Source organism: Stenotrophomonas panacihumi, assembly GCF_001431645.1.
GTDB classification, from domain to species: Bacteria; Pseudomonadota; Gammaproteobacteria; order Xanthomonadales; family Xanthomonadaceae; genus Stenotrophomonas_A; species Stenotrophomonas_A panacihumi.
On record NZ_LLXU01000076.1, the window covers coordinates 137930 to 149530 of the forward strand.

Sequence of the window (11601 nt, forward strand, 5' to 3'; positions counted from 1 at the left end):
CATGGACAACCGCTTCGCCGTGATCCAGCCCCGGGCCCTTGGCGTGGCCTGCGCCGCCGCACTGCTGATGGCCGGCTGCGCCAGCCACAAGCCCAAGCCGTACAGCGAACAGGAACTGCGCGACCGCGTGGTGCAGGACCAGCAGCGCATGTATGCCGACCAGGAGCCGGTGACCGCGCCCATCACGTTCTACGAAGCCGCCGCGCGGGCGCTGAAGTACAACCTGGATTACCGGCTGAAGCTGATGGAAAGCGCGCTGGCCTCGGACCTGCGCGACGTCTCCAGCCACGAGATGCTGCCGCGGCTGGTGGCCTCGGCCGGCTGGACCGGGCGCAGCAACGATTCCGGCGGCACCTCCATCGGCATCGAGGACCGCCAGGAAAGCCTGCGCCCGTCCACTTCCGAAGAGCGCTACCGCAACCTCGACAGCCTGGGCCTGAGCTGGAGCCTGCTCGACTTCGGCGTGGCGTACTACCGCAACCAGCAGAAGATCGACCAGGTGATGATGGCTGAGGAGCGCCGGCGCAAGGTCGCGCAGAACGTGCTGCAGGACGTGCGCAACGCCTACTGGCGCGCCCTCGCCGCCCAGCGCCTGATGCCCGAGGTGGACCGCCTGCTGGCACGCACGAACCAGGCGCTGGAATCGGCGCGCAAAGCCGAGCGCGACGGCGTGACCGGCCGCCAGGAGATCCTCGCCTACCAGCGTTCGCTGCTCGATGCGGTCTACATGCTCACCGTGCGCCGGCAGGACCTGGAATTCGCCCAGGCCGAGCTGGCCGCGCTGATGTCGCTGCCGCCGGGCTCGCGCATGGAACTGGCCGACATGCCCGAACCGGCCCTGCCCGACCAGCTCGCGCCGGTGGACCAGCTCGAACAGGTCGCGCTGCGCCAGCGCCCGGAAATCATGGAGGAGTGGTACCGCAAGCGCGTGGACCTCAACGACATCCGCATCGCCAAGGCGCAGCTGTGGCCGAACATCTCGGTGAGCGCCGGCTACCAATACGACTCCAACAAGTACCTCTACAACAACCACTGGAGCGATACCGGCTTGCAGGTGTCGATCAACCTGCTGCGCCTGCTGCAGTATCCCTCGCTCAACCGCGCGCAGGAATCGCAGGCCAATGCCGACGACTACCGGCGCATCGCGCTGTCGATGGCGGTGCTCACCCAGGTGCGCGTGGGCGCCATGCGCTACGACCTGGCCGAGCAGGAAGTGCATTTCGCCGACGAAAGCCTGCGCGTGGACAAAAGCCTGCTGGACTACGCGCAGGCCGCGCGCGGCACCGCGCTGGGCTCGGAGCTGGAGGTGATCCGCGCCGAGAGCCGCTACCTGCTCTCGCGCTACCAGCGCGAGGCGGCGTATTCCAGCGCGCAGGCCGCCTGGGGCCGGCTCTACAACTCGGTGGGGCTGGATGTGTTCCCCGACGAAATCCAGTCGCACGACATCAAGACCCTGGCCACGGAGATCGAACGCACGATGCGCAACAACGAACAGGCCGGACTGGCCGTCCCGGCGCCGGGGGCGCGCGAATGAGCCACCGCCTGCGTGCTTGCGCCCTGCTGCTCGCCACCCTCGCCCTTCCCGCCGCCGCGCAGACGCGCAAGCCGCAGGATCCTTACAGCGATCCCAACGCGATCCGTGTGCTGCTCAGTGCGCAGAACGAGACCACCTTGTCGGTGCAGATGAACGGCACGCTCGGGCCGTTGAAGACCGGGCTCGGGCAGAAAGTCGCCAAGGGCGACACGCTGGTCGCGCTGGAATGCAGCGAAGCCACCGCCCGCGCGCAGGTCGCCGAAGCGGAGCTGGCGATGGCCAAGCAGAACTACGCCGCCAAGCAGAGCATGCGCAAGCTCGACGCGGTAGGCGACATCGAGGTCGCCAGCGCCCGCACCGAGATGCAGAAGGCCACCGGCGCACGCACGCTCGCCAATACGCAGGCCGGCTATTGCCGCGTGCGGGCGCCGTTCGGCGGGCGCATCGCCAAGGTGTACGTGCGCGGCTACCAGACCGTGGCCGCCGGCACACCGCTGTTCGACCTGGTGGGCGATGGCCCGCTGAAGCTGCGCTTGAACGTGCCCTCCAGCCAGATGCGCCGCCTGCGCGATGGCATGCCGTTCCAGCTGCAGGTACTGGAGACCGGCAAGACCTATCCGGCGCACATCAGCGCGGTGAACGCGCGCGTGGACGCGGTGGCGCAGACGGTGGAGCTGGAAGGCCGGCTGGATGCCGAGCATCCCGAGCTGATCGCCGGCATGAGCGGCATCGCCCGGCTCGACGCCGCGCCATGAACGGCCCCGCCGCCACACCCTCCGCGCCGTGGCTGATGGCGCTGTCGGCGCTGCGCGACCGGGCGCTGGCGGCCGAGTCGTTGAACGCGCTGGCGTTCTCCATCGTCAACGACCCGCATCCGCTGCTGCGCTACTACCAGGGGCTGGCGTTCGACCTCGCCGGGCTGCGGCCGCGCCTGCGCGCGGTCTCCGGCCTGGCGATGCCCGAAGAAGCTTCACCCTACCTGGTATGGCTGGAGGGCGCCTCGCGCTGGCTCGCCCAACAGGTGCCCGGCGAGGAACCGGTGCTGCTGTCGCGCGACACGCTCGCCGTGCCGGACACACTGCGGGAAGGCTGGGCCGAATGGTGGCCGGCCTACGTCTGGTGCGTGCCGCTGCATGCGCGCGATGGCGCGCGGCTCGGGCTCATCGTGTTCCTGTTCGAGGACGCGCCCGATCCCGCGCTGCTGGCCCAGCTGCAACCGGTGCGCACCACCTGGGCGTATTGCTGGCAGGCCCTGGCCGGCCCGCGACGTCGCCGCTGGTGGCCGAACCACAAGCAGCGCTGGATCGCCGCGGCCATCGTGCTGGCGATCCTGCTGCTGCCAGTGCGGCAGACCGCGTTGGCGCCGGCGGAGATCGTCTCGCGCAACAGCGAGGTGATCAGCGCGCCGCTCGATGGCGTGATCGCCGAACTGCAGGTGCGCCCGAACCAGCGCGTGCGTGCCGGCCAAACCCTGCTGCGCCTGGATGAAACCACGCTGCGCAACCGCGCCGAGGTGCTGCGAAGGCAGGTGGCGGTGGCCGATGCCGAACTGATGGCCGCCAGCCAGAGCGCGTTCGACAACCCGCAAAGCAAATCCGAACTGCTGCTGCTCACCGGCCGCTCGCAACAGCAGCGCGCCGAACTGGCCGCGGTGGAGGCACAGCTGCAGCGCACCGAAGTCACCGCGCCGCGCGACGGCGTGGCCGTGTTCTCCGACCCGAACGACTGGATCGGCCGGCCGGTCAACACCGGCGAACGCATCATGCAGGTGGCCGACCCCGCCCAGCCGGCGATGCTGATCCAGCTGCCGGCCGCCGATGCCATCGCGCTGGAACGCGGTTCGCAGGTCACGCTGTTCCTGAGTGCCTATCCGCTGCGGCCGTTGCGCGGGCGCATCCTGGAAACCAGCTACCAGGCCCGGCCGAGCGACGAAAACGTGGTGTCCTACCGCCTGCTCGCCAGCATCGAGGACGCGCCGGCGCACGCACGCCTCGGCCTGCACGGCACCGCCAAGGTCTATGGCGGTCGCGTGGTGCTGGGCTATTACCTGCTGCGTCGCCCGATCGCCGCGCTGCGTGGCTGGAGCGGGCTGTGACCAGCATCGATGCCGCCGACCTGCCGCTGCCGCCGCTGCGCGAGGACCTGCGCTTGCAGGCGCTGCCGGCCGACCGCATGGGCCAGCCGGGCTGGGTGATCCAGGACACGGTGGTCAACCGCTTCTATCGCGTCGGCTGGCTGGAGTTCGAAGCGCTCAGCCGCTGGGGCGGCACGGCGCGCGAACTGGCCGCGCGCATCGCCGGGCACACCGCGCTGCGGCCGACGGTGGAGCAGATCACCGAGTTCACCCACTTCCTGGAGCGCCACCAGCTGCTGCGCCTGCCTGTCCTGGCGCTGGAGAAGCTGCGCGTGGACAGCGAGGCGCGGCGCCGCTTCAACGCGAACTGGCTGCTGCACCACTACCTGTTCTTCCGCATCCCGCTCGCGCATCCACAACGCTGGCTGCAGCGCACCGCGGCGCGGCTGGCCTGGCTGTTCACGCCGTGGACGGTGGCGGTGATCCTCGCCCTGAGCGTGCTGGGGCTGGTGCTGGTGGGCCGGCAGTGGGACGAGTTCTCCACCGCGGTGGTGGATTCCTTCAGCACCGAAGGGTTGCTGAGCTTCGCCATCGCGCTGTGCGTGGCCAAGCTGCTGCACGAGCTGAGCCATGCGCTGGTGGCCACCCGGCTGGGCCTGCGCGTGGCGCACATGGGCGTGGCCTTCGTGGTGATGTGGCCGATGCTCTATACCGATACCGGCGAGGCCTGGCGCCTGCCGCACGCACGACAGCGCCTGGCCGTGGCCAGTGCCGGCATCCTGGCCGAGCTGGCGCTGGCCGGCGTGGCGACGCTGGCCTGGGCGTTGTCCGACCCGGGCGCGGTACGCGATGGCTTCCTGTATCTCGCCACCACCGGCTGGGTGCTGAGCCTGGCGCTCAATGCCAGCCCGTTCACCCGCTTCGATGGCTATTTCATCCTCTCCGACCTGCTCGACTTCCCCAACCTGCACGAGCGGGCCTTCGCGCAGGCGCGCACCGCGCTGCGCCGCGGCGTGCTCGGCCTGCGCGAGCCGTGGCCGGAGCCGCTGCCGGCGCGCTGGCGGCGCGGCTTGATCGCGTTTGCCTTCGTCACCTGGATCTACCGCTTCGTGTTGTTCCTGGGCATCGCGCTGGCGGTGTACCACTTCTTCTTCAAGGCGCTGGGCATCGCGCTGTTCGTGGTCGAGGTGGGCTGGTTCATCGCGATGCCGGTGATGCGCGAACTCGGCCACTGGTGGCGGCATCGCGCGGCGATCCCCACGCGCTGGCGGCGCGGGCACCTGGTCGCGCTGGGCATCGCCGCGCTGGTGTTGCTGGTGCCATGGCGCGCCAACGTGCATGGCTATGGCGTGGCGCGCGCCACCCAGCAGTTGCGCGTGTACACGCCGTTTCCGGCGCGGCTGCAGCAGGTGCATGCACCCGGGCGAGTGGCAGCCGGCGCCAGCCTGGCCGAGCTCGACCAGCCCGACATCGCCGCCAGGCTCCAGGGCACGCAGGCCAACCTGCACGCGCTGGAAGGCCAGCTCTCGGCGTTGCTGGCCGACCCGCAGGGCATCGGCCAGCAGGCGGCGATGCGCCAGCGCGCCGCCGTGCAGGTGGACGAGGCCAGCGCCGCGCATGCCGAAACCGCGCGCCTGCGGCTGGTGGCCCCGTTTGCCGGCGTGTGGAGCGACATCGACCCGCAGCGCCGCGCCGGCCAGTGGATCGGCACCGGCGAAGCGCTGGGCGTGCTGTACGACCCGTCGCACTGGCGCGTGGATGCCTACGTGCGGCAGGACGATGTCTCGCGCATGGCGGTCGGCGACCGCGTGCATTTCTATCCCAAGGGCAGCGCCCGCCGCTACGACGGCACGGTGACCGCCATCGCCGGCACGCGCGCGCGCCAGCTCGACTGGCCCGCCCTCGCCGACCGCTATGGCGGCCCGATCGCTACCGCCCAGCAGAAGGAGGGGCTGGTGCCGCGGCTGCCGGTATTCCATGTGGTGGTGGAATTGCGCGAAGCGCCCGCGCAGGCACTGGAAGCGCCCGGCGAAGTGCAGGTATCGGGCGAGCGCCGCAGCCTGCTCGGCAGCGCCGGGCGCTGGATCGCGGCCACCTTCCTGCGCGAGAGCGGCTTCTGAAAGCCGCCGGCCAATCACCCGATTCGGCACAGATTTACACCTCGCATTCATCCGTTGCTGACATGTTCAGGTGATAGCCTCGTCAACGAGTCGCCCCCACCGCGATGCAGCACGCGCCTCATGCGCGTGGTGAGTTCCATCGTTCCCTTCTTCGCCTGACGCGTTTCGCGCCATTGGCCAGCCCCTTCGGGAAGCCCGCCATGTCCAAATCAGATTCCTCCCCCTCCCTGAGCCGCCGCTCCCTGTTCAAGGGCCTGGGGCTGTTGCCGCTGGCCGCGGCACTGCCCGGCTGCTCGGATCCCGTCGCCACCGCCGATGCGCAGACACCGGCCAGGTACACGCCGCAGTTCTTCAGCGCCGCCGAATGGGACTTCGTGGTCGCCGCGTGCGACCGCCTGATCCCGCACGACGACATCGGCCCGGGCGCGGTGGAGGCCGGCGTGCCGGAATTCCTCGACCGCCACATGCTCACGCCGTACGCCAGCGGCGCGATCTGGTACATGCAGGGCCCGTTCCTCGAAGCGCCCTCCGAGTTCGGCTACCAGGGCCGGCTGGCGCTGCGCGACATCGTGCGCGTGGGCATCGGCGCGATCGACGCGCACTGCAAGCAGGCGTTCCAGGGCAAGACCTTCGCGCAGCTCGAAGCCACGCAGCAGGAAGACCTGCTCAAGGCCGCCGAGGGCGGCAAGCTGGAACTGGAAGGCATCTCCTCCAAGCTGTTCTTCTCCAACTTCCTGGGCGAAGTGAAGAACGGCTACTTCGCCGACCCCAAGTACGGCGGCAACCGCAACATGGGCGCGTGGAAGATGATCGGCTACCCCGGCATGCGCGCGGACTACATCGACTGGATCGGCGTGCGCGACAAGGCCTATCCGCTGGGACCGGTCGACCTGTCCGGGAAGCGGGGCTGAGCCATGGCGAACGTGACGACGAAACCGAAGGTCGATGCCGTGATCGTGGGCATGGGCTGGACCGGGGCCATCCTGGCCAAGGAACTCACCGATGCCGGCCTGACCGTGGTGGCGCTGGAACGCGGCGGCGACCGCGACACGCAACCTGATTTCGCCTATCCCAAGGTGGTGGACGAGCTCGAAGGCTCGGTGCATCGCCGCTTCCTGCAGAGCCTGGCGCAGGAAACGGTGACGGTGCGCCATGGGCTGGGCGATACCGCCGTGCCGTACCGGCAGATGGGCTCGTTCAAGCCGGGCACCGGCGTGGGCGGCGCCGGCAGCCACTGGTCCGGCTGCCATTTCCGGCCGCTGCCGGAAGACATGCGCCTGCGCAGCAATGTCGAGCAGCGCTACGGCAAGGGGTTCATCCCGGCCGACATGACCATCCAGGATTTTCCGGTGAGCTATGACGAGCTTGAACCGCACCTGGACATGTTCGAGAAGGTCTGCGGCACCTCCGGCAAGGCCGGCGTGATCCAGGGCGTGGTGCAGGAAGGTGGCAATCCGTTCGAAGGCTCGCGCTCCTCCGAGTACCCGCTGCCGCCGAACCCGAACTACCTCGGCGCCGAACTGTTCTACAAGGCCGCCAGGGAAATGGGCTGGCATCCCTACCCGATCCCGGCCTCCAACACCTCGCGCTCGTACGTGAACCCGTACAACTGCCAGATGGGGCCGTGCAACGCCTGCGGCTTCTGCAGCGACTACGGCTGCCTGAACTACTCCAAGGCCAGCCCGAACGCCTGCATCCTCCCTGCCCTGCGCCCGAGCCCGAAATTCGAGCTGCGCCCGCATTCGCAGGTGCTGCGCGTGGACCTGGACAGCACGCGCGGCAAGGCCACCGGCGTCACCTACCTCGACGCGCAGGGCCGCGAAGTGCACCAGCCCGCCGACATGGTGCTGCTGTGCGCGTTCTCGCTCTACAACGTGCACCTGATGCTGGTCTCGGGCATCGGCACGCCGTATGACCCGGAAAGCAACACCGGCACGGTGGGCCGCAACTACTCCTACCAGAACCTCAACCGCGTGGTGCTGTTCTTCGACAAGGACGTGCAGGCCAACCCGTTCATCGGTATCGGCGGCGCCGGCACCACCATGGACGACCTCAACGGCAACCAGCTTGACAACGGCAAGCTCGGCTTCGTCGGTGGCGGCCTGGTGTGGGCGCGCCAGCCCGGCGCCGGCCCGGTGCGCGGCATCAACGTGCCTTCCGGCACGCCGAACTGGGGCCACGACTGGAAGAAGGCGGTGGCCGACAACTTCCGCCACTCGTTCTATTACGAGGTGCAGGGCGCGTGCATGTCCTACCGGCAGCACTACCTGAGCCTGGACCCGACCTACAAGGATGCCTTCGGCCGCCCGCTGCTGCGCATGACCTTCGACTGGCACCCGAACGAGATCAAGGCCTCGCAGTTCTTCGTCGAGCAGGCATTGACGATGAGCAAGGTGCTCAACCCGCTGTCGATGTCCGGCGATGCGAAGAAGGACGGCGAGCACTACAACATCACCAAGTACCAGAGCACGCACACCTGCGGCGGCGCGATCATGGGCGACAACCCCAAGACCTCGGCGCTCAACCGTTACCTGCAGAGCTGGGACGTGCCGAACGTGTTCGTGATCGGCGCCAACGCCTTCCCGCAGAACAACGGCTACAACCCCACCGGCCTGGTCGGTGGCCTGGCGTACTGGGCGGCCACGGCGATCCGCGAGAAGTACCTGAAGTCGCCCGGTCCGCTGGTGGACGCGTGAGGAGCCGGCCATGAAGAAATTCCTCATCGCCGTCCTGCTGCTCGCGGTGCTCGTGCTGGCCATCGCGCTGGCATGGGCATTCTGGCCCTCGCACACGCGCGCCATCGCCGACGCCACGCCGAGCGGCGCGCAGAACGCGGCCGACCCGGCGCTCATCGCCCAGGGCCAGTACCTGGCCACCGCCGGTGACTGCTTCGCCTGCCATAGCCGGCCCGGCGGCAAGCCGTTCGCCGGCGGGCTGCCGATCGCCTCGCCCATCGGCACGATCTACAGCAGCAACATCACCCCCGATCCGGAGACCGGCATCGGCCGCTACAGCCTGGACGACTTCGACCGCGCCCTGCGCCACGGCATCGCCGCCGATGGCAGCACGCTGTATCCGGCCATGCCCTACCCGTCGTATGCGCGCCTGAGCGACGACGACGTGCGGGCGCTGTACGCCTACTTCCAGCACGGCGTGCAGCCGGTGCGCGAGGCCAACCACCCGACCGGCATCCATTGGCCGCTGTCGATGCGCTGGCCGCTGGCGATCTGGCGCAAGACCTTCGCGCCGGACCCGGACCAGGTCGCCTTCGACGCCAAGCGCTACCCCGACCCGCAGATCGCCCGCGGCGCCTACCTCGTGCAGGGCCTGGGCCACTGCGGCGCCTGCCACACGCCGCGTGCCTTCAGCCTGCAGGAGCAGGCGCTGGACGAAAGCGGCGCGGCGTACCTCTCCGGCGGGCAGGTCATCGACGGCTGGGACGCGGTCTCGCTGCGCGCCGACGAAGGCGACGGCCTCGGCCTGTGGAGCACGCAGGACATCGTCGACACGCTGAAGACCGCGCGCAACCCGCACGCGGCGGTGGTCGGCCAGCCGATGGCCGACGTGGTGGTGCACAGCACCCAGCACCTGCGCGATGAAGACCTGCAGGCGATCGCCGCGTACCTGAAGTCGCTGCCGGTGCATGGCGGGCGCGGCAGCACCTATGCGCAGGACGACGCCACCGCCAAGGCGATGACCAGCGGCATCAACGACGGCCGCGGCGCGGAGTTGTTTGCCGACAACTGCGCCGCCTGCCACCGCAGCGACGCGCGCGGCAATCCGCACGCGTTCCCGTCGCTGGCCGGCAACCCCACCGTGCTGGCGCCCGATGCCAGTTCGCTGGTGCGGCTGGTCCTGGCCGGCGGCAGCCTGCCCTCGACGCAGACGCGCCCCTCCAACCTGGGCATGCCGGCCTTCGCCTGGCGCCTGAGCGACGAGGAAGTGGCGACGCTGGCGACCTGGCTGCGTAGCCAGTACGGTAACCAGGCGCCGGCGGTAGCGGCCACGCAGGTACGCAAGATCCGCGACAGTCTGGAGGAGGTGCCACGTGACGCGAAGGCCACGGCGCAACACGACCCCACCTCGGCGGATGCTTCGGACCAGTAATCCAGTGCGGGCGCGGTGGATGCACGCCACGCGCCCGCCTTCTGCCTTCGAAGGGCCCGCCCCATGAGGCTGGCGCGCGCCCTGCACGCGCTGGCGGTGAAGCTGTTCGACGACGGCGTGCTGCGCCTGGTATTCGAACACGCGCGCAACGTGGCCATCGCCTCGGTGATCACCGCCGCCGGCCTGCAGTTCGTGCGCGAGGGCGCGACGGTGACCTTCACCCCGCCCGATTTCGCGGGCTACGTGGTGGTGGCCATCGGCCTCAGCCTGCTGTTGCTCAACTTCATCGATGGCCTGTGGCGGCTGGCCAAGCTGCGCTCGCACCTGGCCTGGCAGGTCGCGCTGGCCGCCGCCTACGTGCTGCTGGCCTGGCGCCTGGCCCAGCTGGTCCTGTTGTTCAAGACCGGGGGCGGCGGCGCCATGCCGTTCTAGCCGGCGCCGCGCTCAGCGATCCAGCACGACCGGCGCGGCGCCGGGCAGCGTGTCCTTGTAGATCACGCCGTCCTTCATGATGACGCGGAAGTTGCGCTCGGGCTGGGTGATGACCGCGATGTCCTGCAGCGGGTCGCCATCCACGAGCAGCAGGTCCGCCAGCGCGCCTTCCTGCACCACGCCGAGCTTGCCCGCGTACGGGCTGCGCTTGCCGGACAACGCCAGCAGTTCGCCATTGGTGCCGGTGGCCATCACCAGCGCCTGCGCCGGCGTGTACCAGCGCGTCAGGCTGGCGAGGATCGCGTTCTGCTGCGCGGCCAGCGCGCTGGAAAACAGCACGTCGGTGCCGAAGGCGGTCTTGAGGTGGTACTTGATCGCCAGCCGGTAGGTCTTGTCGGTACCGGCGAACACTTCCTGCGCCTTGGCGTATTCGTCCGAACCGGGCGGGAACGCATTGGCCAGTTCGGGCGGGAACGGCTGGGTGCTCAACCAGATATTGTGGTTGGCCATCATCTGCGCGGTGGCGTCGTCCATCAGGCTGGCGTGTTCGATGCACGGCACGCCGGCGCGGATGGCACGCTGGATCGCCTCCGGCGTGTACGCATGCACGGTGACGTAGGTGCCCCAGTCGCGGGCCGCGCCGACCGCCGCGCGCAACTCGTCCTCGCTGAAGGTCACCACGTCCAGCGGGCTGTGCGGCGAGGACACGCCGCCGCCGGCGGTGAGCTTGACCTGGCTGGCGCCGCGCATCAGCTGCTCGCGCACGCGCAGGCGCACCTCGTCCGGGCTGTCGGCGATGGCCGATTCGCCTTCGATGTCGTGGCGCGAGGCCGGCGCGCCGAGCGTGCGCGGCAGGTCGGTGGCGTCGCGGAAATCGCCGTGGCCGCTGGTCACGCTGATCATCGCGCCGGAGGGGAAGATGCGCGGGCCGGGGATGTCGCCGCGGTCGATGGCCTGCTTCACGCCCCAGGCGGCGCCGCCGACATCGCGCACCGTGGTGAAGCCGCGCATCAGCGTGCGCCGCGATTCGACGCCGGCCACGATGTTGAGATAGCCGGAGGTGGAGCTCAGCGCGATCTGCACCGGCAGGCCGACGAACATGCTGTGCCAGTGCGCGTCGATCAAACCGGGCATCAACGTGCGGCCCTCGCCGTCGATGACCTGCCCGCCTTCCATGCCCAGGCTGCCGGCGGGCCCGATCTTCTCGATGACATGGCCGCGCACCCGCACGCTGCTCGGGCCGGACAGGTTGCCGTTGAGGCCGTCGAAGATGCGCACGTTGTCGAAGATGATCGCCGTGGCTGCTGGCGACGGCGCGGCGGCGGGCGGCGGCG

General features: G+C 69.7%; 9 protein-coding genes. 8 read left to right on the top strand and 1 reads right to left on the bottom strand.

Annotated features, from left to right (window positions below):
- Nucleotide 1 precedes the first annotated feature (1 nt).
- From ARC20_RS09550 to ARC20_RS09585, 8 genes are all read left to right on the top strand, one after another.
- Nucleotides 2–1534, top strand: coding sequence for a TolC family protein (locus ARC20_RS09550; protein WP_057646541.1), 1533 nt, complete (start codon nt 2–4; stop codon nt 1532–1534).
- Nucleotides 1531–2289, top strand: coding sequence for an efflux RND transporter periplasmic adaptor subunit (locus tag ARC20_RS09555; protein ID WP_057646542.1), 759 nt, complete (start codon nt 1531–1533; stop codon nt 2287–2289). Before ARC20_RS09550 ends, ARC20_RS09555 begins: the two co-directional genes overlap by 4 nt.
- Entirely contained in the window at nt 2286–3629 is a 1344-nt protein-coding gene (locus tag ARC20_RS09560; protein ID WP_057646543.1) for an efflux RND transporter periplasmic adaptor subunit, read from the top strand. Before ARC20_RS09555 ends, ARC20_RS09560 begins: the two co-directional genes overlap by 4 nt.
- Entirely contained in the window at nt 3626–5728 is a 2103-nt protein-coding gene (locus tag ARC20_RS09565; RefSeq protein ID WP_202595437.1) for a site-2 protease family protein, read from the top strand. The genes ARC20_RS09560 and ARC20_RS09565 overlap by 4 nt, the downstream gene beginning before the upstream one ends.
- Before the next feature lie 200 nt (nt 5729–5928).
- Nucleotides 5929–6639, top strand: coding sequence for a gluconate 2-dehydrogenase subunit 3 family protein (locus tag ARC20_RS09570; protein ID WP_057646544.1), 711 nt, complete (start codon nt 5929–5931; stop codon nt 6637–6639).
- A 3-nt stretch (nt 6640–6642) separates the two neighbouring features.
- Nucleotides 6643–8424, top strand: a complete 1782-nt coding sequence (locus tag ARC20_RS09575; protein WP_057646545.1) for a GMC family oxidoreductase — start codon at nt 6643–6645, stop codon at nt 8422–8424.
- 10 nt (nt 8425–8434) lie between these two features.
- Complete coding sequence (locus ARC20_RS09580; protein ID WP_057646546.1) at nt 8435–9835, top strand: cytochrome c; 1401 nt, start codon at nt 8435–8437, stop codon at nt 9833–9835.
- Between the two features lie 63 nt (nt 9836–9898).
- On the top strand, nt 9899–10267 hold the full coding sequence (locus ARC20_RS09585; RefSeq protein WP_057646547.1) for a hypothetical protein: 369 nt from the start codon (nt 9899–9901) through the stop codon (nt 10265–10267).
- Between the two features lie 12 nt (nt 10268–10279).
- Here ARC20_RS09585 and ARC20_RS09590 read toward each other — a convergent pair.
- Nucleotides 10280–11601, bottom strand: a 1322-nt coding sequence (locus ARC20_RS09590) for a metal-dependent hydrolase family protein (RefSeq protein ID WP_057646548.1), incomplete at its 5' end; no start/stop codon positions are given.

Bases quoted from the DNA above. Each gene is read 5' to 3' on its own strand.
- ARC20_RS09575 (WP_057646545.1), top strand. From the start codon at position 6,643: ATGGCGAACGTGACGACGAAACCGAAGGTCGATGCCGTGATCGTGGGC.
- ARC20_RS09580 (WP_057646546.1), top strand. From the start codon at position 8,435: ATGAAGAAATTCCTCATCGCCGTCCTGCTGCTCGCGGTGCTCGTGCTG.
- ARC20_RS09555 (WP_057646542.1), top strand. From the start codon at position 1,531: ATGAGCCACCGCCTGCGTGCTTGCGCCCTGCTGCTCGCCACCCTCGCC.
- ARC20_RS09550 (WP_057646541.1), top strand. From the start codon at position 2: ATGGACAACCGCTTCGCCGTGATCCAGCCCCGGGCCCTTGGCGTGGCC.
- ARC20_RS09570 (WP_057646544.1), top strand. From the start codon at position 5,929: ATGTCCAAATCAGATTCCTCCCCCTCCCTGAGCCGCCGCTCCCTGTTC.
- ARC20_RS09585 (WP_057646547.1), top strand. From the start codon at position 9,899: ATGAGGCTGGCGCGCGCCCTGCACGCGCTGGCGGTGAAGCTGTTCGAC.
- ARC20_RS09560 (WP_057646543.1), top strand. From the start codon at position 2,286: ATGAACGGCCCCGCCGCCACACCCTCCGCGCCGTGGCTGATGGCGCTG.